This is a genomic window from Chitinophaga ginsengisoli (assembly GCF_003014595.1).
Lineage (GTDB): Bacteria > Bacteroidota > Bacteroidia > Chitinophagales > Chitinophagaceae > Chitinophaga > Chitinophaga ginsengisoli.
On sequence record NZ_PYGK01000003.1, the window covers coordinates 154,270 to 179,089 of the forward strand.

A 24,820-nucleotide genomic window follows, 5' to 3' on the forward strand; every position below is an offset into this window, starting at 1 on the left:
AAAAAAGTATAACACCCAATGCAAACCAAAACCCGCACAGTATTAAAACGAATCGGCACTGCCCTGATGTGGGTCGGTGTGCTGGCGGGCTTTGTTGTCATCCTGGTAGCTGCAGTTAATGACAAGAATGATGGTAAATGCACAGGGATCGTTGTGAAACTTGAGGGAGATGAGGCCAACTTCTTTATTGAGGAAAGAGATGTCAAAGCACTGGTAGCACAAGACAAGGACATCAATCCTGTCGGCAAGCGGATCAAGGATATTAATACAGCAAACCTGGAGAAGATCGTATCACGTGATCCCTGGGTAAAGAATGCAGAAATATTCATTGACAACCAGCGCAAGCTGAACATAAAAGTAACACAGCGTGAGCCAGTAGCGCGCATATTCACTGCCGCCGGCAACAGCTTTTACTTTGATACGGAAGGAGACCGGATACCAGTGTCCGCCCGTTACACCGCCCGCGTACCGGTGTTCACAAACTACCCGGCAGAAGCTGTAAAGCCTAAAGCAGCAGACAGCTCACTGACGGCAGGAATTATGGCACTGGGTACGTATATCATGGAAGATACCTTCTGGTCTGCACAGGTAGAACAGGTAGTGATCACACCAGCACATGAATTTGAGATCATCCCGAAACTAGGCGATCATGTGATTGCTTTCGGAGAAGGAACAGATGTAGAGAAAAAGTTCAGCAAACTGCTGGCGTTTTATAAAGAGGGATTGAATAAAGTGGGTTGGAATAATTACGCGAGGATTAATGTTGCTTATGAAAATGAGGTTGTATGTACAAGAAGGAACGGAGAGGAATTATCCAGGAAACTGGCGTCTGCAGATAGTGCACGTACTGCCGGGTATGATTCTTCTGCAAAGTTCCTCATACACCACGATGAAGTAACGCAAGCAGAAACAACATCGATGATGAAGAAGCAGGTAAAAGTGACGACACCAAAGTCTACAAAGGCCAAGGCGGCGACAACCAAACCAGCAGCTTCAAAACCGAAGGTACAAAAGGTTGCGGCGTCCGATAAAAAGGCTCCGAAAGCAGTGTATAAGCCGGTTAAAAAATCTGTCAACACAACAAAAAATAATAGAACGCCATGAATCAGGAAGCTCCCATCATTGTAGGTCTCGATATTGGAACTACAAAGATTGCTGCCATCGCAGGAAGAAAGAATGAATACGGGAAACTGGAAATCCTGGGATTTGGTAAAGCCCCGTCTTTCGGTGTTCAGCACGGAATGGTGCTGAATATCGATCAGACCATCAAGGCTATTCGCCAGGCCCTGGAAAACTGCTACGCTTCTAATCCGAATCTCGAGATCAATGAAGTATATGTTGGTATTGCGGGTCACCATATCAAAAGTCTGCAGACACGCGGAGATATAGTGCGTAGCGATACCGAAGCCGAAATTTCTCAGAAAGACATCGATCAGCTGATCAATGACCAATATAAAACCGTGATTCCCGCCAGTGATCAGATCATTGACGTGATACCACAACAGTATATCGTGGATAGCCTCCAGAACATCACCTACCCTATCGGTATGTCAGGTGTGAAGGTGGGTGCTAACTTCCACATCATCACCGGCGATAAGAATGCTATCCGTAATATCAACCGTAGTGTGGAGAAATCCGGCCTGAAAATACATGACCTGGTACTGCAGCCACTGGCGTCTGCAGCAGCAGTAATGTGTGATATGGACTTCGAAGCAGGTGTGGCTATCGTAGATATTGGTGGTGGTACGACAGACCTCGCCGTGTTCTATGAAGGTATTCTGAAACACACAGCTGTGATCCCATACGGTGGTGAGAACATCACCAACGATATCAAGAATGGTCTGGGCGTACTGAAAACACAGGCAGAACAGATGAAAGTGCAGTTCGGTTATGCATTGGCTGATGAAGCTAAGAATAACGCCTACATCACTATCCCTGGCCTGCGTGGTCAAAGCCCGAAAGAGATCTCTGTAAAGAACCTGGCACACATCATACAGGCACGTATGAGTGAGATCATGGACTTCGTGGTGTATCATCTGAAACAGATCGGAATGGACAATAAGATGCTGAATGGCGGTATTATCCTTACCGGTGGAGGTTCTCAGCTCAAACATCTCATACAGTTAACTGAATATACAACTGGTGTAAGCGCACGTATCGGTTATCCGAACGAACATCTGGCCAGCGGTCATATCGACGAACTGACCAAGCCAATGTACGCTACCTGCGTAGGTCTCATCCTCAAAGGTTACAATGATTATGAGAATGATCGCAGAGCACTGGAAGAGAATTATGTAAAGATCAATACCAGCTACCTCGCAAAAGAGCAGGCGGCAAAAGCGGCGCTGCAGGATGAAGATGCCTGGGAAGATGATGAGCCGACCGTTGAACAGATACAGGAAAGAAAAGCTAAAGAACGGAATGCTTCGCTGAAAACATTCCTGGACAGGATGAAGACAAAGATCATAGACATGTTCACGGAAGAGGAAGATGCGAAACTTTAACAGGGTATTGTCGGTATATGGCGCAATTGTTGCAGCCACAAACGATTTAAAAATCAAGTAATTAATAAAGGGATAATTAATAACGTAGTAAGAATTGTGGGCATTATTAATTATACTAACTAACCCATAAAAGAGATAGAGTCATGATACATTTTGATCTTCCCAAAGAAAAATCTTCCATCATCAAGGTGATAGGCATTGGTGGTGGTGGGAGCAATGCGGTGAACCACATGTTCAACCAACGCATTGAGGGTGTGAATTTTATCATCTGCAATACCGATGCACAGGCTATTGCAAACAGCCCCGTGCCTAACAAAATACAGTTAGGACCGCATTTAACACAGGGACTGGGTGCAGGCGCCAATCCGCGTATCGGTGAACAGGCGACGGAAGAGTCCTTTGAAGAAATCAAAAAGATCTTAGAGGTGAATACCAAGATGGCCTTCATTACTGCAGGCATGGGTGGTGGTACCGGTACCGGTGGCGCCCCTATCATTGCACGTATATGTAAGGAGCTGGGTATTCTTACGGTGGGGATTGTTACTACTCCTTTCTCTTATGAAGGGAAAAAAAGGATGGCGCAGGCAGATGAAGGTGTCAGCAGATTGAAAGATTATGTTGATACACTGCTCATCATCTCTAATGACAAGCTTCGTCAGAAATACGGCGATCTGAAATTCAAAGCTGCCTTCGAAAAAGCAGATAACGTACTTGCTACCGCAGCAAAATGCATCACCGATGTGATCAACTCAACCGGTCAGATCAACGTGGATTTTGCGGACGTTTGTACGGTAATGCGCAATGGTGGCGTGGCCATTCTCGGTGCTGCTACCGCAGAAGGCGAAAACCGTGCACAGAAAGCGATCGAAGAAGCACTTACTTCTCCATTGCTGAATGATAACGATATCCGTGGTGCTAAATGGATCCTGATCAACATTTCCTCTTCAGAAGGTGAATTCGAACACACCCTGGATGAAATGGATACCATACAGGCATTTGTACAAAGCCAGGCAGGCGAGGATTGCGACGTGATCCTCGGTGTGGGCTATGACACTACCCTGGATCGTAAACTGGGCGTAACCATCATTGCTACGGGGTTCGAACAGAAACCGATCCAACAGGTAAAAACGACTCCACAGGATCCTTCCCAGGAACAGCCTAAAATTGTAATGCAGCTGGGCCAAGATGGTGATGAAAAGAAAATGAATAATCAGCAACAGACATTATTCGTTGAACCAGCGGACCTGATGGCGCCCCGCCTGGTAGAACCTGTGGTTACCCAGCCTGCAACTACCTTCACTCCTCCTGCTCCCCAGCAGCCGGAAAGGTTAAACTTCACCCTGAACGTTGAACCTTCTGCTGTGGCTCCCCAGACAATGGCAGGATACGGAGCAGGTGTAAATGTTATACAGCCTACTCCTGCAGCCGGTGGTTACCCTGCAGGTCCGGCATACATTTACATAGAGCCGGGCGGCAACACACCTTCATCTCCGGATGTTCCGGAAATGAAGATGGTTTTCAGGGAGGAAGATCAGGCACCGGAAGTACCTTCAGATATCCAGCTGCAGGCTTTCGAAGAACAATTGGAAGAACAAAAACGCAAACAAGCTGAACGTGTGGCAAAACTGCGCAGCATCAGCTTCAATGTGAAAGGCATAGACAATAACACAGAAATGGAAAATGTTCCTGCTTACATCCGTCGCAACATCAACCTCGATAACGGCGCGGGATCAGCAGAAAACTTCTATTCCAACTATACTATTTCCGACGGTCAGAACAACCAGGCGGAAATTAATACGATTAATACCTTTTTAGATGGGAAAAAACCCGATTGATCTATTCGGACGTTTGATTGTTTTTTAGTTGTGTTAAAGAAAAGTCCTCCGGTTCCCCGGGGGACTTTTTTTTCGCTGCAACTGTGTTTTATAATAAAATTAGCAGGGGCGCGGTTTCTGATCATTTTGCCGATATCAGCAAAATGATCTAATTGTGGTTATGCACTTTCGATCAAATAAACAATCAGCAATACACTCACCAAAAATATAAATGCAGTTAACAGCGTAATGAGCAAAGACGAGTGACGATAAGTCCCGTCTGTCAATTGCTTTTCGGTACGTTTATATCGAACATAAGAAAATACCGTAGTAACAGCACCAACCGCCACAAGTAATATACCTACAAGCGCAGAAACACCCCTGGAATGGATCGCATATTCCTTCCCCAATACCAATGATATCTGCTTCACAAACAGCGAGAATTTGACCACTACAAAACCAAAGGCCATGATCCCTATGCTTGTTCTTGTCCATGCAAGTAATGTCCGCTCATTTGCGAGGTGGTCGCTTGGATTGCCTCTTTTTTGATCTTCAGCCATCAGCATTATTTTCTATAAAAGATAAACCAAAATAGCAAATAGTTGATCACCTTCCTGACGTCAGGAAGGTGATCAACTCATGCAAATCCCCCCCTAAAATCATCCACCACTTCCTCACATCTATCCATTCCCTACCCTACCATTCCTTCGTAAATTTGCTTATGCAAAAGACAGTAAACAAGGTTGTAAACAACCACCCAATAAACGGCTCTTTGAGCGATTATTATTTCTACAGTCCTTTGCCTTATCAGGACGGCAAGGCAACAGATCCTTTTCTGTTATTACATCACCACGGCCCAATGACCTTACCACCGCTTAACAGTGGTATGCCCTTTGGCCCCCACCCGCACAGAGGCTTTGAAACAGTGACCTGGATTATCAGCGGACACGTTGTACATAAAGACTCTCACGGTTATCATAGCAAGATTGATGCAGGCGGCGTACAGTGGATGTCGGCGGCAAGAGGATTGATACATAACGAATATGTGGAGAACTCTTTTAAGGAAGAAGGCGGAGACCTGGAACTCTTACAGCTCTGGATCAATCTGCCGGCGAAGTTGAAGATGAATCCGGCTAAATATACCGGCCTGCAGAAGAACGATATTCCGGTAGTGACTGCTGACAATGACAAGGTGCAGGTAGCTATCGCGGGGGGCAACTGGAATGGCCATAAAGGCGCTATTAATTCCCTCACAGGGATCAATGCGGCCCTGATTACCATGCAGCCGGATAGCAAGGCAGATATCAGTGTTGCAGAGGGCAGGAATGTCTTATTCTATGTATTGCGGGGCAATGTAACGGTGAATGGTGCAATAGCCGGAGACAGGTCGCTGGTGCTCTTTAATAACGATGGTGACACCATCAATATCACAGCCAGTAGTGATGCAATCATCCTCTACTGTGACGGAGCACCTTTAAATGAGCCGGTTGCCTGGCATGGTCCTTATGTAATGAATACACAAACCGAAATCATGGAAGCGATGAGGGATGAACGGATGGGAAAATTTGGTTTCTATATAGACTAAGAATCAAAAAAGGCCAGCGTAATGCTGGCCTTTTTCGATTAAGAATGTATAATCCGTCGCAATTGCAGGTTCGTGACAGGCGACACTACCAGCGGATATTTTTCGATCGTTACGTAGCTGGAATCCAGTCCGAAACCACGTTCTTCTGATAAGCTGATCTTCTTGAGGAAGAAGTACATACGCATGACCAGCCGCTCATAGAGAGGCAGGTCATTATCGTGCGAAAGGAATTTCTCCATGACGATGAACTGGAAGTCCCCTACTACATTGTTCTTACTCAGGGATTCGTAGCGGCTGGTGATGTTCACTTCCTTATTACGTACCATGTCTTCCACTACCATACGGAACATCAGGTTAATGCGCTGCTCCACTTTAAAGCCCAGTCTGAATTCTACCCTGATCACTTCATTTGGAATGATCGTCTGCACGGAATATTCACTCAGGTAAGGCTCATCCACAACGTCTACGTGTACAAACCAGTATATATCTGCCCTTTTAGGCTTCTTATTCAGGATGGAATAAATGATCTTATGTTCGATCTCCTTCGGATTGTCAGCACTACTCATATACACCAGGTGAGTAGCATATTTAGGAATGGTGCTGTCATTGCTGAGTTCCTGGATCACCGGAAGATGGTCTTCCAGCCTTACAAACTCCACGTAACGGTTCTTGATCTTCCTGGATTTAAACCATACCATCATGATCAGGAAGAGTATCCCGGCCACTATTACGGTCACATAACCGCCATGCATAAATTTCACGAGGTTAGCGAAGAGGAAGGAAAACTCAATAGTGAAATAGATGACAAGGTAGATCAGGATCAGGCTGAGCCGGACCCTCCGGGTATATAAATAGAAGGCGAACAGGCAGGAGGTCATCAGCATACAGATGGTGATGGACAATCCATAGGCCGCCTCCATAGAAGAAGACTCTTTGAAGATCAGCACGATAGCCACACAGCCTACAAACAGCATGGTATTGATACCAGGGATGTATAACTGTCCACGTTCCTCGGTAGGATAATTGATCTTTAATTTAGGCCAGAGGTTCAATCGCATAGCTTCTGAAATGAGGGTAAAAGACCCCGATATCAGTGCCTGGCTGGCAATAATGGACGCCAGGGTAGCAATCAGTACTCCGAAGATGACAAACCATTCCGGCATAATAGCAAAGAATGGGTTCTGGTCTTTAGGGATGATCTGTCCTTTCTGGGTCAGCAACCAGGCTCCCTGTCCGAGATAGTTAAGGATCAGGCAGATCTTTACAAAGATCCAGGAAACCCGGATATTACCCTTGCCACAGTGCCCGAGATCGGAATACAGGGCTTCTGCCCCGGTGGTACACAGGAATACGGCTCCCAATATCATAAACCCACGGGGATAGGTAGTCAGCAGCTCGATAGCATAATGAGGGCTGAATGCTTTAAAGATAGCTACATCATCTACGATGTGGGAGAGTCCAAGTACTCCCAGCATAGAAAACCAGATCACCATAATAGGGCCAAACAATTTACCGATGGATACGGTACCAAATTGCTGTACTACGAACATTAAAGTGATAATGGTCAGCACGATCTTCACAATCGTGAACTGGCTAAGGTCCTTGAATACTTCCAGGGTCCGTAAGCCCTCAATAGCAGATGTAACAGTAATAGGTGGGGTAATGATCCCATCGGCCAGCAGGGCGGCCCCTCCTATCATCCCAAAGATAACGGCCCATTTGGCATGCCGCCTGACCAACGCATATAATGAAAAAATCCCGCCTTCACCTTTATTATCGGCCCGAAGTGTCAGGATCACATATTTAATAGTCGTTTGTAAAGTCAGGGTCCAGATGATACAGGATATAGCACCGATAACCAGGAGGTCGCTTACAGGGTTATTGCCTACAATTGCCTTGAAAACGTATAACGGAGAGGTTCCAATGTCACCGTAGATAATACCCAAAGCTACTACTAAACCGGCCAGGCTTACCCTGTTAATGTCTTTTCTCACGAAAATATGTATTTAATAAAAAAGCCACCAAAGTTAGGTGGAATTGCGGAGATGTACAAATATCAAAAAATCCGCTTATAAAAAAACCCCGTCTCGCTTATGCGAGACGGGGCCTTATATCTTCTTAGTGAGACACTATTAGTTAGCTGGAGCTAAATCTACAGTGGAAGACTCACCAGGAGTGTTTTGTTTGATGAAGCGACCGCGATCGATACCTTGTTTATCAGCCAGGTAGTCGATAACTGCATCTACTCTTCTGCTGCTCAAATCAACACCACCTTTTTTACCTTTAGCACCAGCGTGGCCAGTAACCAGGATGTTACAAGATGGGTTAGATTTCAGTGTGCTAGCAACTGAAGCCAGTACAGCTTCGTTGTCAGTTGCAACTTTGGTAGAGCTACCTTTGAAGCTTACGCTAGGCAGAACCAGTGAGTTACAAGCTGCAGGAGTTACACGGTCTTTGCAGCACTCAGGATCTGGGCATTTACCAACACCATCAGCGTCAACTGGCTGGCAGTAAGTTGGAGTAACCAGTTGTTTATCCTTGAAGTCAGGAACACCGTCACCATCAGTATCTTTAGCTACACCGTGAACATCAACTGGAGCACCAGCTGGTGTGTTAGGCTCACGATCAAACTGGTCAGTAACACCATCACCATCAGCATCAGGCAGTACCGGAGTAGGCAGCTTCATATGACGAGGAGCGCTCAGTTCGTTGTAAGCGTAGTTCAGCGGATTTACCCACCATAATGGCTCAACGCGTTTAGCGGAGTTACCCAGGTTGAAGTTCAGACGAATGCTGGTATAGCTGAAAGCGTCTTTGTGGCTAGTATATGGAGAGGAATAACCGTCCAGATAGTCATCAAAGTACAGAGTATATTTCTCTTCGATACCGATGTTGAAACGTTTAGAAATTCTGTAAGCGATACCAGTACCGAAATCAGCACCATGACGCCACATTTGGTTGTTGTCCTTACGACCGATGTTGCCTCTGTTACCCTGAGATGGAGCGTTCTGCTCGTAATCTCCGTCTAACAGGTTTTTCAGCTGACTTCTGATGTCTTTACGAGGAGCAGAGAAGTTAATGCTGCTATAGTTATAAGCTGCATTACCATTCAACGCATCAACGTCAACGTCGATCAGACCAAGGCTGTAACCACCAAATACATACCAGTTAATTTTAGGCTGCGCCTTATAGAACAGGATGTTGCTCAGAGAAGCCATCAGGTCGAAAGACAGCTGGTGAGTAGCAGTTTTATAGTTAGCTACGATCAGACCGTTGTTAGCGGCTGCTGTTGCTGCCCACGCATTGCTGTTATTTGTGTTCGCTGGCCTTAATCTGTAATCCAGACCTTTATCGAAGGAACCGGTATACTCAGCTCTGATCGAGATAGTGTGACCCAGAGATTTTCTCAGGGAGATACCACCACCAAAACCTGGTCTAGCTGGAATAGTACCGTTGATCAGGTGCAGACCACCATGGAAACCTAATTCCCACATATCGCGAGGTTTCGCAGGGAAATCATACTGATGGTTGGAAAAGTTGTTCTGTTGGGCCTGTCTTGACGCTGGTACCTTACTTGAATCCAGGGCATCATAAACAGGGGTAACTTGTGCAAAACTGGAGGACGCCGCTAGGAGACTCATAGCGCCTGCCAGTAATAAGTACTTTTTGCTTGCCATAATTGTTTTCTATTTAAAAACTGTTAAAAATTTACTAATAACCCGTTTTTTTACCCAGCAAAGGTAAAATTCTCAAATGAATATTCAAATTTTTGTTACAATATTATTTTCATTGATAACTAGTTAACTACTAGTGCTTAGGCAAAACAAATGTTATACCTTAATTTGCCTTGGTATATAACGAATAAGCATATTTGTTAGAACTAAAACAAAGTAATGTTAAAGTTATGTTACACCCATATATACAAATTAGGGGCCAAATTGTTAAAATTTGACATTTTAAGCATAGCTTAGCAATCTTTTTAAAGCACCTATGGACGAAATTAAACACCTGATCAGTAAGGAATTACAGGATTTTGAAGGCAAATTCGCAGACGCTGTAAAAAGTCATGTCCCCCTTTTGGACAGGATCATGCATTACATCGTTAAACGTAAAGGCAAGCAGATCAGACCCATGTTTGTGCTTTTATCTGCCAAACTATTTAAAGCAGATCTACAGGAAAGCACATACCATGCCGCTGCCTTTGTAGAATTGCTCCATACAGCAACACTCGTTCACGACGACGTGGTAGACGACGCCAATGAAAGAAGGGGCTTCTTCTCCATCAATGCACTGTGGAAAAACAAAATAGCCGTACTGGTAGGAGACTATCTCCTGTCCAAAGGATTACTACTATCAGTAAGTAACAATGAGTTCAAAGCTTTAAAGATCCTATCAGAAGCTGTAAGAGAAATGAGCGAAGGAGAACTGCTGCAGATAGAAAAAACCCGCAAGCTTAATATTAAAGAAGATATATACTTTGAGATCATCCGCCGGAAAACAGCCTCTCTCCTCGCCTCTGCCTGCGCAGCCGGCGCCTGGAGCTCAACCAACGATGATGAGACAACTGAGAAAATGCGCCTTTTCGGTGAAAAAGTAGGTGTGGCCTTCCAGATCAAAGATGATCTCTTCGATTACGGCTCAGAAAAAATAGGTAAACCGACTGGGATTGATATACGGGAAAAGAAAATGACCCTCCCACTTATTTATACCCTGGAACATGCTACTCCCGAAACCAGAAGACTTATTATCAACATCGTCAAAAATCACAATACCGATAAAGACCGTGTTGCCGAAGTCATAGAACTGGTTAAAAAATCCGGCGGCATTGAATACACACAACAGAAAATGTTCGAGTACCGCGACGATGCATTGGCCATCCTCCATAGCTTTCCGGAAAATAATATCCGCGCCGGCCTGGAAACATTAGTAAGATATACCACTGATCGTACTTTTTAACCAATAAAAACTTATCTTCCGAGAACAGTACATTATTCAAACAACTTTAGATACTAACTCAGGCACTAAATGCAAAAACGCTGGACAGTCCGATCTTATCAACCGAAACAGGAAGCATTGCTCCAGTCGTCTTTGCGCATTCACCCTTTACTATGCAGATTGCTCGTACAACGGGGCCTGCATACCTACGATGAATCACGCCTTTTTTTCCGGCCTACTCTCGCAGATCTGCACGATCCATGGCTGATGAAAGATATGGATAAAGCAGTCTCCCGTATTGAACAGGCTTTTTTCAGACATGAAAAGATCCTCGTTTTCGGAGACTACGATGTAGATGGTACTACCGCCGTAGCTACTGTTTATGACTTCCTGCATTCCTTATATAATAACATCGAATTTTATATTCCTCACCGGTATAAGGAAGGATACGGCATTTCTCAGCAAGGCATTGAATATGCCAGGGATAATGAATTCACCCTCGTTATCGCGCTGGACTGTGGCATCAAAGCGATCGACCAGATCACCTGGGCGGCCGGCAATGGTATAGACTTTGTCATCTGTGACCACCACCTGCCCGATGCTATATTGCCACCTGCTGTTGCTATCCTGAATCCGAAACAATACGACTGTCCTTATCCATATAAAGAACTGAGTGGCTGCGGCATCGGCTATAAACTGATCTCCGCTTTCGCACAGAAAAGAGGTGTGCCCGATGAGAAAGTACATAAGTACCTGGACCTGGTAGCCACCAGCATTGCTGCTGATATTGTACCAATGACCGGAGAGAATCGTGTGCTGGCATTTCATGGATTAAAGAAAGTAAACTCATCTCCGTTGCCAGGTATACAGGCATTGATAGAACTCAGCGGATTAAAAGAACAGCTGACCATCTCCAACCTTGTATTTGTTATCGCTCCGCGCGTTAACGCTGCTGGCAGAATGGACGATGCAAGAAAAGCAGTGAACCTGTTTGTGGAAACAGATAAGGACAAAGCAATGGAAATTGCTAAAGTGCTGCATGCCGATAATTTTGACAGGAAAGAAATTGATGGCAACATCACCAAAGAAGCTGTTGAATTATTACAGAACGATCTTACACTGCAGGATAAAAAATCTACTGTTCTTTATAAACCCGACTGGCACAAAGGCGTAGTAGGCATCGTTGCATCCCGCCTGATCGACAAATATTATTACCGCCCTACTATTATTCTTACACTGAGCAATGATAAAGTAGCTGGTTCTGCACGTTCAGTTACCGGCTTCAATGTCTATGAAGCCATTCACCAGTGCAAAGAACTCCTGGAAAATTATGGAGGTCACTTCTATGCAGCAGGCATGACATTAAAACCGGAAAATGTCGCTGCATTCCAAAAGAAATTTGAAGAAGTAGTAGCCACTACTATTGATCCGGAATTGCTGGTACCGGAAATAGTCATCGATACCGAAATACAGCTGAAAGATATTACGCCCGCTTTTTTCAATATCCTGCGTCAATTCGAACCACTGGGACCGGAGAATCTACGTCCCGTTTTCCTTGTGAGAAATGTAACAGACAGTGGTTATTCAAGGCTCGTCAAAGATGAACACATTAAGTTCTCTGTAAAACAGGGCAAATCTCCCAATGCATTAACGGGCATAGGATTCTACATGTCCGAAAAATTCCACATTGTAAGCAGTAAACAGCCCTTCGACATGGCCTTTACCATCGATGAAAACGAGTGGAATGGTAAGATGAATCTACAACTTAAAGTAATTGATATCAGGGCACATCACTAAGTAATATTACTTATCCGCTTCCCTTCTTTCATAACTATTACTTACAACTTTACTTTTTTCTGTTGCAGTAACCATGTATATAATGCAGTATCTGCATATGCCTTCGTCCAGGCATCATGCCCTCCTGTAGGATTTTCCGTATACTTAACCAGGTTACTTCCGCATGCCTTTAGTGCATTTACCATATCCCGTGAGCCGGATACAGCTACTGTAGGATCATTGGCATTGTGAAAAGCCCATACCGGCATATTCTTCAATACACAAGCCTGCGATGGTGTACCTGCTCCGCTGATTGGTACAATAGCAGCAAACTTCTCCGGACTGGTTTGTGCCCAGTTCCAGGTGCCATATCCTCCCATACTCAATCCTGTTAAATAAACACGGGAGCTATCCACATGATATTTCTTCAACACTTCTTTATACAACTGTTGTAAAACATCCGTATTCCACCAGGATGCAGTACACTGCGGGGCAATCATAACAAACTGCTTTCCCGTTACTACTTTGGGCAAACCGACCTTTCTGATCACATTAATATCGTTTCCTATTTCCCCTATTCCGTGCAAAAAGATCACGATAGGCCATTTGTAAGTCTTTTTCTCATTGTAAGTGTCAGGAACATACAGCAGATAGTCATCGATGTTTCCCCCCTTATAATCCATCGTTTTTACTGTGACTCCCGGGGTCTGAGGGTCAAATACATCTTCTTTGGGAGGATCAGGGATGGTATCAGTTCCATTACCGCCGGGTGTTGCGGCATCATTCTTCTTAGAACAGGCTACTATATTACCCAATAATACAATTAGTAGCACATATACAAATCTCTTAAATACTCTTCTTTTCATATGTGTGGCATAAATGAAAAATCCCGTCTCATGTGACATGAGACGGGACCTGGGTTATTATTTCTTATTACAAACCTACTATATTTCCATCAGACGCCCCCGATATATGCAGGAAATAGGCGTTTATCTCTATATAGCAGATCAATTTTTCTTTTCAGCACTCATTAATTCTACACTTCTGTTCACAAAGGCGGTAAGGTCAGCACCCGTCAGCAGGTTCTGTGATAATAACGCCAGATCTGCCAGATTTCGTACCTGCTTCTGCTGTTTATCATTATCACTTTCTTCAAGGATCTGCAGGTAGATCGGATGGTTTGCGTTGATGGTCATATTGATCTCATCTGGCATACTCGCATACCAGCTCATACCACTTCCGCCTACTGCCGCCATATCTTTCATACGACGCATGAATTCCGGACGGGTTACGATCACCGGCTGGGCTTCTGCGCTCAGGCCTTTCAGTTCTACCTTCACATGCTGTTGCGGAATATGCTCAAACAATTCCTTCAGTTTGGTTTCCTGATCAGATGTTAATACACTCTCTGATTTTTCATCTTTATCCACCAGATTATCTGCTATATCAGCATCTACACGGGTGAATTGCATGCTATCCCATCTTGGCTCCATATTATTGATGAACGCAGCATCTATAATAGTGTCCAGCTTTATGATCTTATATCCTTTATTCTTTGCAGCCTGGATATAGCTGTCCTGTTGTATTGCGTTTGTGGCATACAATACAACCAGTTTTCCATCCTTATTGGTTTGCAAAGCGCTTGCTTCCTGTTTGTATTCTTCCAGTGTATAGAACTTGCCAGCCTCAGTAATATCTTCCAGCAACAGGAATTTATTTCCTTTCTCCTGGAACTTATCATCGGTCATCATACCATACTTGGCAAACAGGCCGATGGATTCCCACTTCTCTTCAAAGCCCTTACGGTCATTGCGGAAGATCTCATCCAGTTTATCAGCTACTTTCTTCGTAATATAAGTGCTGATCTTTTTCACATTCGGATCTCCCTGCAGATAACTGCGGCTTACGTTCAGCGGAATATCCGGACTGTCTATCACACCATGCAGCAACATCAGGAACTCAGGAACGATATCCTTCACTTCATCAGTAACGAATACCTGGTTGGAATACAGGCTGATCTTATCTTTCTGTACTTCAAAGCTCTTATTGATCTTAGGGAAATACAGGATACCTGTGAGGTTGAACGGATAATCCACATTCAGATGGATCCAGAACAATGGCGCCTCTGCATATGGATATAATTCTTTATAGAAATTCTGATAGTCTTCGTCTGTCAGTTCAGCCGGTTTCTTAGTCCATGCAGGGTTAGTATTATTCAGCTGTTTATCTGCAAATTTTACAGGTACAGGCAGGAATTTACAGAACTTCTCCAGCATGGTCTGGATACGGTGTTCATCCAGGAATTCTTCACTTTCTTCATTGATGTGCAGCACAATGTCAGTACCACGGTTTTCTTTCGTGGTTTCTTCCAGCATATACTCAGGACTGCCATCACATTCCCAGCGTACGGCAGGCGCTTCCTCTTTATGTGATTTAGTGAAGATCTCCACCTGGTTACTTACCATGAAGGAAGAGTAGAAACCCAGACCAAAATGCCCAATGATATTGGTCCCATCTGTCTGACCTTTGTATTTTTTCAGGAATTCTTCTGCACCGGAGAAAGCCACCTGGTTGATGTATTTATCTACTTCTTCAGCAGTCATACCCACTCCCATATCGGAGATGGTCAAGGTCTTTTTCTCTTTATCCAGCTTCACTGTAATTTCAGGGGTGCCCAGCTCACCTTTAAACTCTCCGACACCAGCTAAGGTCTTTAACTTTTGTGTAGCGTCCACCGCATTACTTACCAGCTCGCGGATGAAGATCTCATGGTCTGAATAGAGGAATTTCTTAATAATGGGGAAAATGTTCTCTGTCTGAACACGTATTGCTCCTTTCTGCATGGGTGTCAAATTTTTTAAAAGGTTTCCCGACAAAGGATATGCCAGCAGACATTAGGCTGACAAACTGTCCGACAGGAACAGTAAAACAAGCCTTTTCCCCGACGTTACCTGTCCGTCGCTTCTTCGTCGCTTATTCGATGCTTGTTCGACGCTTCTTCGAATAAGGGCGCTATCTGCAGAAATGACACTTTTCCTCGCTGGCTTAACAAATAAATCATATGAACCCACCCTAACATGTAACGCAAATATTGTAGTTTTAACATCCTGACCCCGATGACTGTTGAGATGTAAGTTTTTACCCAAACCCTCTTTATAAAAACCTCTGTTTACATGAAAAGACCTTTACTCCTTTTCTTTGCCGCAGTTTGTTTTGCCAATGCCCATGCGCAGACACAACCCGCTGCCCAGCCGCTGCCTTATCAGCAGCCATTCAGTACCTTACCCGCTTCCGCCACCACCTATCCGGATGGATGGCAGGGATGGACACTCTCCGGATCGCCTTCTGGCAATTTTAATGTCCTGCCACCGGCATCTGACAAGGCCCTTGTAACAGGCGGCGCTTCCAGCACTGCCAACGGCGTATATAACTATTCCGGAAAACTGGGCTTTCTCAATAGCGGCAGTGTGGATAACTCGCTCGTGCTCGCACTGAATACCACAGGCCAGACCAACATTGCCTTTCAGTACGACGTAATGACGCTGCGTAATCCTTATGATGGTACCAGCAACACCCGTATCAACGAAGTAACCCTGCAGTACCGTATCGGGAACACCGGCAATTTTACCAATATCACCGGCATTGAGTACCAGAATGGTACTACGCAGCAAACCGGGTCGGGTGTGACTACACCACTGGATTCCGCCCACAGATCGCTGACATTGCCAGCAGCCTGCGATAACCAGCCACTGGTACAGCTGCGCTGGGTAAACCGTCAGATCAGCGGGGCCGGCTCCCGTCCTTCGTTTGCTATTGATAACATTGTAGCCGGCAGCTCCGGTGCAGATGTAACACCGCCAGCTATTGACAGCCTCTTCCCGGCTAATAACAGCACTGGCGTATCACCAGCCACGCAGCCTTCTATCTTCTTTACCGAAAATATCAAGGCTGGTAGTGGTCAGCTGATACTACACAACGTGACGGCCAATACGCAGCAGGTATTTCCTGTAGATAGCGCGACAGTGATCATCAGTAACAAGACCCTGACCCTGGCCGTAACCTTACAGCCACAGCACAGCTACTATATCACCCTGGATGATGGCGCCATACTGGACCTTAGCGACAATGTATTCGCAGGCATCACAGACAACACGACCTGGGCATTCGCCACCGGCGCCCAGCAGCTGTCGTTCGACTTCAACGCCTGCATTACCGGTAGCATCACCAGTGGTTTCAGACAATACAGTGTAACCGGCGCCCAGAAGTGGGATTGTACCACCTTCGGACAGAGTGGAAACGGTGTACAGATCAACGGATATAGTGGCGGTCCAATAGAAAATGAAGACTGGCTGATCTCTCCAGCCTTTGATCTTTCCGGTTTTGACTATCCGCTGCTGGATTTTGACAGCCGTACCGCATTCTCCGGTCCTGGCCTGCAATTGATGGTGTCTGCCAACTATGACGGCGCCAGCAACCCGCATACTGCCACCTGGACGCCAGTGAACGGACGTTTCCCTGCCCTGTTGTCGGATACCTGGACTGTTTCAGACAGTATCAACCTGGCGGCATTCAAGCAGCCTAATGTCTATATCGCTTTTGTATATACTTCTTCCCCTTCTATTGGCGCGGCCCGCTGGACCCTGGATAACTTCCGTATCACCAATAGTCCTGAGGCGCCTAAGCCATCCCTGGACCTGAATACCAGCAGCATTGACTTTGATTACGTGGCCGCAGGACAACAATCAGCACCGCTGCCATTTACCTTCCAGGCCAATGACTTTATTGACAGCCTGAGCCTCATTTCATCTTCCGGATTCTCTATAGCGAAAGACAGCAATGGTGTATACAGCCAATCGCTGATCTATCTGCCAGATTCACTCAACGGCCCCAAGACTGTATGGGTGAAATTCCAGCCCGCTGCGGCTAATCAGAATTATACCGGTACAATCACCTTCGACAGCGACAGCATCCATGTACCAGCGATTAAGCTTTCCGGCACCTCTCTGCGCTCGCTGAAAGTCGTGAACTGGAATATCGAATGGTTCGGTAGCCCGGTACAGAATCCGGCCAATGACAGCCTGCAACAGGCCAATGTGACCACCATCCTTAAGAAACTGGATGCAGACATCTTTGCATTGGCAGAAGTGGTAGATACCGCCCGTTTCAGAGCGGTGGCCAACCAGATGCCGGGATACAGCTATATCATCTCTGATTTCGGTTCTTATGCTGATAGTATTAAGGATGTTGACTATACTTCCGCCCAGAAACTGGCGTTCCTCTATAAAACATCAGTTATCAAGGGATTAAGCTCTTACGGTGTATTACGTCGTGGTGGCAGCAGCAATGCCTATTACAACTGGTCGTCCGGCAGGTTCCCATTCCTCCTGGAAGCCAGGGCTAAGCTGAATAATGACAGCGCCCTGATCCGCTTTGTACTGCTGCATGCAAAAGCCAATACCGGCACTGCAGCAGATAAGATCGAGTCCTGGCACAGGCGTAAAAACGGCAACCTGGAACTGAAAGACAGCCTGGATGCCCAGTATCCGACCGCCAACCTGGTAATACTTGGCGACTTCAATGACGCGCTTGATAAAACGATTACGACAGAACTGGCACCGGACACGACCACTTCTTATATAGACTTCATCGATGACAGCACACACTATAAGCCGCTGACCCTGCCGCTCAGTTTACAAGGCCAGCAATCTACCGCATCTTTTAACACGGTAATTGACAACGTGCTGGCTTCTGACGAAATGGCCCTGAGCTACCTCCCCGGATCTGCCCGTGTGAGAAAAGAGGTGGAAAAACTGGTGAACAGTTACAGCAGCACCACTACTGACCACTACCCTGTGCAGACCAACTATAACCTGCACGTACTGGCCCATCCGGCGCCGCTGGAGGACTTCTCTGCCACTGTTGATACCGGAGATGTAAAACTGACCTGGAGCACGCCATATGAGCTGAATACCGCTTATTTTGTGATACAGCGCTCCCGCAATCAGCAGCAATTCGAATCTATTGACACCGTAGCAGCTCATGGTACCACCTCACTGCCCAATAGTTATGTAACGTATGATACCCGCCCATGGCTGGGACTGTCTTATTACAGACTGAAAACAGTCGGACTGGACGGCACTGTCAGCTATAGCAGCAATGAAAGGGTGATTATCACCCTTAAAGACCTGATACAGAAACTCTTCTGGTGTATCTTCGGCCACCAGTTACAGGTGTACCTGGATATTGAAAGGCCGGGACAGGCCATTCTGCAGCTGGTTGACATGCAGGGTCATGTAAGACAGACGACGCTGACTACTGTAAACAAAGGAAGAAACATCAAGACATTGGATATCAGCAATTTGTCTAATGGGGTGTATATCCTGCGCGTACAAAGCAAGGAAGGCATCCAGACTAGTAAGATACTTGTTAGCCACTGATCTTTCTGAAAAAGCCTTTAATTCAGCCGGCCCGTATTGAATACGGGCCGGTTTTTTAATTTTTGTCCCCGGGTTTGCAACGCGGCCTACAAACAAGTAGCTTTTACATAACTGAAATACAACTAGTTATATTAACCTGCAAGCATTCAATTAAGGGGATGTATTCGGTTGAGATCCGGTGGAGATTCAGTGGAGGCTATATCCTATAGGCCCATTACTATAGCATTACAGGCACTTCCTATAGCCACGGCTATACAATAGTGCCTGTAATGTAGGACTAGAGAGCCTATAGGATATAGCCTCCACCGAACCTCCACGGAATCTCTACCACGGAACAAACGTCATTAAACAAACCATCATAGGACTCCGGTAGGAGTCCCATTGTTTGTAGACCGGGGTGATAACCCCGGGTAGGGATGGTACCCCATTGGGGACGATCCCCCCGGGTCGGGTGATAATCCCCGAACGAGCCGTAGGCCCCATCCCCCGAAATCAATCCCGGCTTTTATTTGCTGGTGTCAGCAATTTCAGTATCTTTGCACTCCTAATTTTTTTTAACAAATTTTAAAACAGGGAAATTTATGAACTACGAATTGATGGTGATTTTTACCCCTGTGCTGTCTGAGGAAGACTACAAAGCTGCTCAGAAAAAATTCGCTGATCTCATTAAAGAGAACGGCGGAGATGTAACGCACGAAAATCCCTGGGGATTAAAATCACTGGCGTACCCAATCCAGAAAAAGACCACGGGCATGTACCTGGTACTGGAGTACAGCGCGCCATCCGACCTCAATGAGAAGCTGAAAATCCAGCTGAACCGTGACGAAAATGTACTGCGTCACATGATCACAGCATTAGACAAATATGCTGTACAGTACAATGGCCGCAAAAGACATGGCGTGAACGCTGATTCTAAAACCGCAGAAGCTTAAAATTATGGCAGTAAAACAAGAAATTAAGTACTTAACCGCCGTAAAACAGGAGAAACGCGCTAAGAAATATTGCCGTTTCAAGAAGTTAGGCATCCGGTATGTGGATTACAAAGACGCTGAGTTCCTGAAGAAATTCCTGAACGATCAGGGTAAAATGTTACCTCGTCGTATCTCTGGTAACTCCCTGAAATTCCAGCGTAAAGTAGCGCAGGCTATTAAAAAAGCCCGTCAAATGGCTTTGTTACCTTACGTTACTGACCTTTTAAAGTAAACAAACCTACTGGCTTCCTGGCCTCTGCCAGGGAATTAAAGGTCCTTAAAACTAATTAACAATGCAAGTAATCTTAATACAAGACGTAGATAACCTGGGCCAGAAAAATGAGCTGGCGTCCGTTAAAAACGGTTATGCCAGGAATTTTCTGATCCCGCAGAAATTTGCGGTAGAAGCTAGCCCTTCCAACCTGAAGCAACTCCAGGAGCGCCTGAAAGTGCAGAAAGTGAAAGAAGAGAAAATGCTGGCTGAAATTGCCAAAGTGGTGGAAGTGCTGAAAGCAGGTCCCGTTAAAATTGGCGCTAAAACCGGTACTTCCGGTAAGATCTTCGGTAGCGTAACTGGTGTGCAGATCGCACGTGCTATTAAAGAGCAGAAAGGTTACGAAATCGATCGTCGCCGCATCCACATCCTGGATGACGTAAAAGAGTTAGGTACTTACAAAGCAAGACTGGATTTCGGTAAAGGCAACGAAGCTGAACTGGAATTTGAAGTAGTAGCTGAATAAGTCTACATATTCTTTCTAAAAAATCCCGTCTCGTGCTAAATGAGACGGGATTTTTTTATGTGGTTATTTATCTTTGCGCCATCATATGAAAAAGTATTTACCTCTATTTTTTATTGCAGGCATGATGGCAGCCTGCAATGGACAGGACACCAGTGACAGCGCTTCAGATACTTCACATATAGAAGAAGCTCCCTCAACCGGAAAAGTACCCGTTAATACAGACAACTTCGCTGTCGGTAACAAGTCTTTTACCATCCTCCCGCTGGAACATTCTTCCTTCGAGAAACTACCTGATCCAGATTACGACAGTGTAGAAACCAGCCTCCTGCATAAAGATAAGGCACGTGTAAAGCGTGTCGGCGATGCCCTGCAGTTTACACTCAATAGTGGTGAAACACACACCCTCGCCAATAATACCAAAGACGACAACGGGTACTGCATTTACTTTTATGCTGGCTACCTGCCCGATATCCACCAATATCTCATTTTTGGCAGTTACTATGAATCCAGTGACTATGTGCTGGTCAACGCCGATAACGGAGACACCACCCATATATGGGGCGTCCCTGTCATCTCTCCTGATCATAAATATGTGATATGCGCTTCAGTTGACCTGATCGCAGGGTTCAATCACAATGGCTTCCAGCTATTCTCCTACCGGGATAATAAGCTGATACACGAAGGGGAAGTACAGTTTGACAAGTGGGGTCCGGGACAAATGAAATGGCTCGATAATAAGACGATTGAAGCCGAATATGTCGTACTTGACAGTGATATGAATGAAGTACCCAAGCCGGTTAAACTGATAATGAAATAAACGGATCTGTTCATCAGAAGAAAAAGGAACATCATGCGGTGTTCCTTTTTTATTTACCCCTTTCAGGGATGCAGCAAATACATTAACTTCCTTATAAATCCCCTCAGATGAAAAACACGCTACGGATATCATTGTTATTGCTGGCAGTCCTGACTTTTGTCTTCTCTGCCAGTCAGGCACAGGTACAACAGGCGCCCCTTTCCAATCTTGAAGGTAATGCCCAGTCCATTACCAATAAACTGAAAACGGCATTGACGTTAACGGAAGCCCAGCAACCGAAGATATTGAGCGCTATTACTAATTTTCTGCAACAGCGGGCTACTATCCTTCCGATGATTAATAGTAACCAAAAGGCATACGATACCAAGCTAAAAAGCTTTCAGAACGGCTTCCAGAGAAAACTGAAGGCAACCCTTACGCCAGAGCAATTCACTGGTTTCCAGGAGCTGAAACCAGTGAATAATGACATGACCAATGTCCTGTCACAGTTATTTTATTAGCTACAATACCCAGGCTTTACGCAGGAATCTTAACCAGTTGCCGTGCATAATGTTGTCAATATCCGCTGCGGAATATCCCCTCTTTGCAAATAAAGCAGGTATCTTCTGCAGGTCGGCGATCGTTTCCAGGTCATAAGGGCTCTGCTCCTTTCCGAAAGCGCCGTCCAGGTCGGATCCTATTCCCACATGCAATGCATTGCCTGCCAGCTGGCAGATGTGGTCCATATGATCCACCAGTACATCCAGGGAGGCTCCCATTTCCTTAGGCTGAGACACGCCTCTCACCCATCCGGGTACCATCATCCAGGCATCCATTGCACCACCTATTACTGCTCCCCTGCTGATCAGTTCCTTGAGCTGTTCATCAGAGAATTGCCGGTTATGATTGACCAATGCACGTACGTTATTATGGCTGGCCCATATATGTCCATGGAAATGTTCCATTGCTTCCCAGAAACTATCATCACACAAATGCGTTGCATCCAGGATGATGTTCAGTCTTTCCATTTCCTTCAGCAGGGCATGCCCTTTCGGTCCCATGAAGCCGGTGGCATCTGTCCCCTGTGCATAACGGCCGGGGCCATAATGCGCAGGACCAACAGCTCGAAGACCATTGTCATAAGCACGCTGCAGGTAGCTGACATCCACAATTGAATCTGCTCCTTCGAGGCTGAGGATATAACCAATAGGTTTGCTGGTATTAGGCGTACCATCATTCCACAAGGCCAGATGTTTCTCGAGGGTTGACAGACTGTTGATCTGCACCATTTCCCCTGCATCTTCCATCGCTTTGTACCAGGCCAGCTGTCCCTGTGTCTGGGCCCATGCCTGTTCAGGTGAGAACCAGCCTGGTAAGGGATTATCAGGTGCAACGAATCGCGCTATCTGCGTAGCCACTACCAACCCGATATTTCCTTTACGCAGTTCAGGGAATGATACCACTCCCTTTGCACGATCCGGTTTATCTGTCATTCCCACCTCGCGCTTCCTGATATCTTCTACCGGCAATCGCAGGTTACGGTTCCATTCCATCGCATTCATGCTCAGATCAAGATGCGCGTCTATTATAAACATGTCAGTATTTCTTTTTGATAAATTAGATCATGATCTTTCTGTCGCGGGCTATTACTTTCCAATAGGCAACACAATTATTGTCTTCCACTACTCCTACACGATCGTGCAAAGCTACTGTCGGACAAATGTGTACCGGAATACCGTAGAAAACCGTCCCTACAGGATATAAGGAAGTATCCGGTACCTCCACAACCATGTGTTCTTCACTATGTCCCTTCGGTATTGCACCAGGTACATCCAGGAATAGCACTCTGGGTTGCGGCATTTCAGATGCGATAGCCTTATGTCCAAGGTCTATACACAGATGTTTGTCATCAATAACAGAGATCACCCTGGTTGCCACTACAGCGGCGTATGCAAAGTCCTGTTCGGGAAGTTCCCGCCGGTATCCCCAATCCCAGAAGATGAAGGTACCCGGACTACATTCTACACCGGGGCGTGCTGCATGAAATGCATAGGTAGGTGTACCGCCAGCTATGATCTGCGGAGCCGCCGCCCCTGCAGCAGTGATAGTGGCTGCTAACGTTGCTACCGGCGCAAAACCTGCATCACATTTTTCCCTGCGTAGGACAACATCTGTGTCATGCAGATGACCATCATATGCGTGTAAGCCAACAGGTCTGATCCCTGGCATATGCTGCAGCTCCTGGTAGAGTTCAAGCGCCGTATCGCCCGCAGGAATGCCTGTTCTGTTCATGCCTATATTCAGATCAAGATATACAGGAATGGTGCGTTGTGCGGCCAGGAACAAGGCAGCGATAGCCATTGCAGCAGTGCGGTTATCTACCAGGCAGGAATACTTTGTATCAGGATACTGTTCCACTATCTGCAGCAGCCGGCTTATTTTCGGGCCGACCGGCTGATAAGCTAACAGCACATCCGCAGCACCAGCTAATCCCAGCATCTCTGCTTCCGCAATAGTGGCACACTTGAACTTATTGATACCTTCTTCCATCAGCAGCTGCACAGCTTCTATCATCTTGCTCGTTTTGATATGCGGCCGCAGACGCTGTACATCTCCTACTGTCTTTTTTAACAGCAGGATGTTCTCCTGCATATGCTCCGGGAAAACAAGTACCGCAGGAGTATCGACAGTATTGATATTGTGTAATTCGTACCAATGCATGATTGTAAATTAAGACCCGGAATGAAGTATCAGCTATTGAAAATAACAACGGCCTTCACGCCGGTTGATTTAATGCAATTCAAACAGTGCTTCAATCTCTACCGGAATGTTATCAGGTAATGAGCCAAAGCCGACTGCACTACGTACGCCAATGCCATTTTCTTCACCCCATACTTTTGCAAACAGTTCGCTGCAACCATTGATAACATAAGGATGACGTTCAAAGTCAGGTGAACAATTCACCATACCCAATACTTTGATCACACGTTTCACCTTATCCAGGCTACCCAGGTTAGCTACGATGGTAGACAGCATGGTGAGGCCCACCTGTCTTGCAGCCAGCTTACCCTGGTCCTTATCGAAGTCAACACCAATACGACCAATGATCAGGCTCTTATCATCCTGTACAGGACCGTGACCAGACAGATACAGGTATTTGCCATCTACGAGGCATGGTTTGTATACGCCCAGTGGCGCCGGTGCTGGAGGTAATGACAATCCTAATGCTTTAAAATTTTCTGTTGGTGTCATAGATCACTGT

20 protein-coding genes are annotated in these 24,820 nt (G+C 45.8%); 12 read left to right on the forward strand and 8 right to left on the reverse strand.

The window, feature by feature from the left end; translation table 11 throughout:
• Window positions 1–18: 18 nt before the first annotated feature.
• From CLV42_RS08480 to ftsZ, 3 genes are all read left to right on the forward strand, one after another.
• Window positions 19–1,104: a hypothetical protein gene (locus CLV42_RS08480; RefSeq protein ID WP_106601481.1), complete on the forward strand. Its 1,086-nt coding sequence runs from the start codon at window positions 19–21 to the stop codon at window positions 1,102–1,104.
• A complete protein-coding gene (gene ftsA / locus CLV42_RS08485) occupies window positions 1,101–2,504 on the forward strand; it encodes a cell division protein FtsA (RefSeq protein WP_106601482.1) in 1,404 nt (467 codons plus the stop codon). Before CLV42_RS08480 ends, ftsA begins: the two co-directional genes overlap by 4 nt.
• Window positions 2,505–2,647: 143 nt before the next feature.
• On the forward strand, window positions 2,648–4,339 hold the full coding sequence (gene ftsZ, locus CLV42_RS08490; RefSeq protein ID WP_106601483.1) for a cell division protein FtsZ: 1,692 nt from the start codon (window positions 2,648–2,650) through the stop codon (window positions 4,337–4,339).
• 158 nt (window positions 4,340–4,497) lie between these two features.
• Here the strand turns inward: ftsZ and CLV42_RS08495 are convergent, their stop codons facing one another.
• Entirely contained in the window at window positions 4,498–4,878 is a 381-nt protein-coding gene (locus CLV42_RS08495; protein WP_106601925.1) for a YidH family protein, read from the reverse strand.
• 161 nt (window positions 4,879–5,039) lie between these two features.
• On the opposite strand from CLV42_RS08495, the gene CLV42_RS08500 reads away from it, so the two are divergent.
• Window positions 5,040–5,903: a pirin family protein gene (locus CLV42_RS08500; RefSeq protein WP_106601484.1), complete on the forward strand. Its 864-nt coding sequence runs from the start codon at window positions 5,040–5,042 to the stop codon at window positions 5,901–5,903.
• 38 nt (window positions 5,904–5,941) lie between these two features.
• Here CLV42_RS08500 and CLV42_RS08505 read toward each other — a convergent pair whose 3' ends face one another.
• Together CLV42_RS08505 and CLV42_RS08510 are read right to left on the reverse strand one after the other, a co-directional pair.
• Window positions 5,942–7,897 (reverse strand): KUP/HAK/KT family potassium transporter, encoded by a 1,956-nt coding sequence (locus CLV42_RS08505; RefSeq protein ID WP_211303414.1) that lies wholly within the window; start codon window positions 7,895–7,897, stop codon window positions 5,942–5,944.
• A 138-nt stretch (window positions 7,898–8,035) separates the two neighbouring features.
• Entirely contained in the window at window positions 8,036–9,580 is a 1,545-nt protein-coding gene (locus CLV42_RS08510) for an OmpA family protein (RefSeq protein WP_106601486.1), read from the reverse strand.
• Window positions 9,581–9,893: 313 nt separating this feature from the next.
• On the opposite strand from CLV42_RS08510, the gene CLV42_RS08515 reads away from it, so the two are divergent.
• Both CLV42_RS08515 and recJ read left to right on the forward strand, forming a co-directional pair.
• The gene (locus CLV42_RS08515; RefSeq protein WP_106601487.1) at window positions 9,894–10,859 is read left to right on the forward strand and encodes a polyprenyl synthetase family protein; all 966 of its coding nucleotides are present in this window, start codon (window positions 9,894–9,896) and stop codon (window positions 10,857–10,859) included.
• Window positions 10,860–10,928: 69 nt separating this feature from the next.
• Window positions 10,929–12,635 carry a single-stranded-DNA-specific exonuclease RecJ gene (gene recJ, locus CLV42_RS08520; RefSeq protein ID WP_106601488.1) on the forward strand — a complete coding sequence of 569 codons (1,707 nt, stop codon included), beginning with the start codon at window positions 10,929–10,931 and terminating at the stop codon, window positions 12,633–12,635.
• A 41-nt stretch (window positions 12,636–12,676) separates the two neighbouring features.
• Here recJ and CLV42_RS08525 read toward each other — a convergent pair whose 3' ends face one another.
• Complete coding sequence (locus CLV42_RS08525) at window positions 12,677–13,480, reverse strand: carboxylesterase family protein (RefSeq protein ID WP_170117439.1); 804 nt, start codon at window positions 13,478–13,480, stop codon at window positions 12,677–12,679.
• A gap of 141 nt (window positions 13,481–13,621) precedes the next feature.
• Window positions 13,622–15,457 (reverse strand): molecular chaperone HtpG, encoded by a 1,836-nt coding sequence (gene htpG / locus CLV42_RS08530; RefSeq protein ID WP_106601490.1) that lies wholly within the window; start codon window positions 15,455–15,457, stop codon window positions 13,622–13,624.
• 330 nt (window positions 15,458–15,787) lie between these two features.
• Between htpG and CLV42_RS08535 the strand changes: the two genes are divergently transcribed.
• From CLV42_RS08535 to CLV42_RS08560, 6 genes are all read left to right on the forward strand, one after another.
• Window positions 15,788–19,051, forward strand: a complete 3,264-nt coding sequence (locus CLV42_RS08535) for an Ig-like domain-containing protein (RefSeq protein ID WP_106601491.1) — start codon at window positions 15,788–15,790, stop codon at window positions 19,049–19,051.
• A gap of 581 nt (window positions 19,052–19,632) precedes the next feature.
• The gene (gene rpsF / locus CLV42_RS08540; protein WP_106601492.1) at window positions 19,633–19,983 is read left to right on the forward strand and encodes a 30S ribosomal protein S6; all 351 of its coding nucleotides are present in this window, start codon (window positions 19,633–19,635) and stop codon (window positions 19,981–19,983) included.
• A gap of 4 nt (window positions 19,984–19,987) precedes the next feature.
• Window positions 19,988–20,254, forward strand: a complete 267-nt coding sequence (rpsR, locus tag CLV42_RS08545) for a 30S ribosomal protein S18 (protein ID WP_106601493.1) — start codon at window positions 19,988–19,990, stop codon at window positions 20,252–20,254.
• Between the two features lie 61 nt (window positions 20,255–20,315).
• The gene (rplI, locus tag CLV42_RS08550; protein ID WP_106601494.1) at window positions 20,316–20,762 is read left to right on the forward strand and encodes a 50S ribosomal protein L9; all 447 of its coding nucleotides are present in this window, start codon (window positions 20,316–20,318) and stop codon (window positions 20,760–20,762) included.
• A gap of 85 nt (window positions 20,763–20,847) precedes the next feature.
• Window positions 20,848–21,579, forward strand: a complete 732-nt coding sequence (locus tag CLV42_RS08555; protein ID WP_146154344.1) for a hypothetical protein — start codon at window positions 20,848–20,850, stop codon at window positions 21,577–21,579.
• Between the two features lie 107 nt (window positions 21,580–21,686).
• Window positions 21,687–22,079 (forward strand): hypothetical protein, encoded by a 393-nt coding sequence (locus tag CLV42_RS08560; RefSeq protein ID WP_106601496.1) that lies wholly within the window; start codon window positions 21,687–21,689, stop codon window positions 22,077–22,079.
• Here the strand turns inward: CLV42_RS08560 and CLV42_RS08565 are convergent, their stop codons facing one another.
• The 3 genes from CLV42_RS08565 to CLV42_RS08575 all read right to left on the reverse strand — a co-directional run bounded on the left by CLV42_RS08565 (window position 22,080) and on the right by CLV42_RS08575 (window position 24,810).
• The gene (locus CLV42_RS08565) at window positions 22,080–23,153 is read right to left on the reverse strand and encodes a dipeptidase (RefSeq protein WP_106601497.1); all 1,074 of its coding nucleotides are present in this window, start codon (window positions 23,151–23,153) and stop codon (window positions 22,080–22,082) included.
• A 22-nt stretch (window positions 23,154–23,175) separates the two neighbouring features.
• A complete protein-coding gene (locus tag CLV42_RS08570) occupies window positions 23,176–24,279 on the reverse strand; it encodes a D-TA family PLP-dependent enzyme (protein ID WP_106601498.1) in 1,104 nt (367 codons plus the stop codon).
• A gap of 69 nt (window positions 24,280–24,348) precedes the next feature.
• Entirely contained in the window at window positions 24,349–24,810 is a 462-nt protein-coding gene (locus CLV42_RS08575) for a RidA family protein (protein ID WP_106601499.1), read from the reverse strand.
• Between the last annotated feature and the right edge of the window lie 10 nt (window positions 24,811–24,820).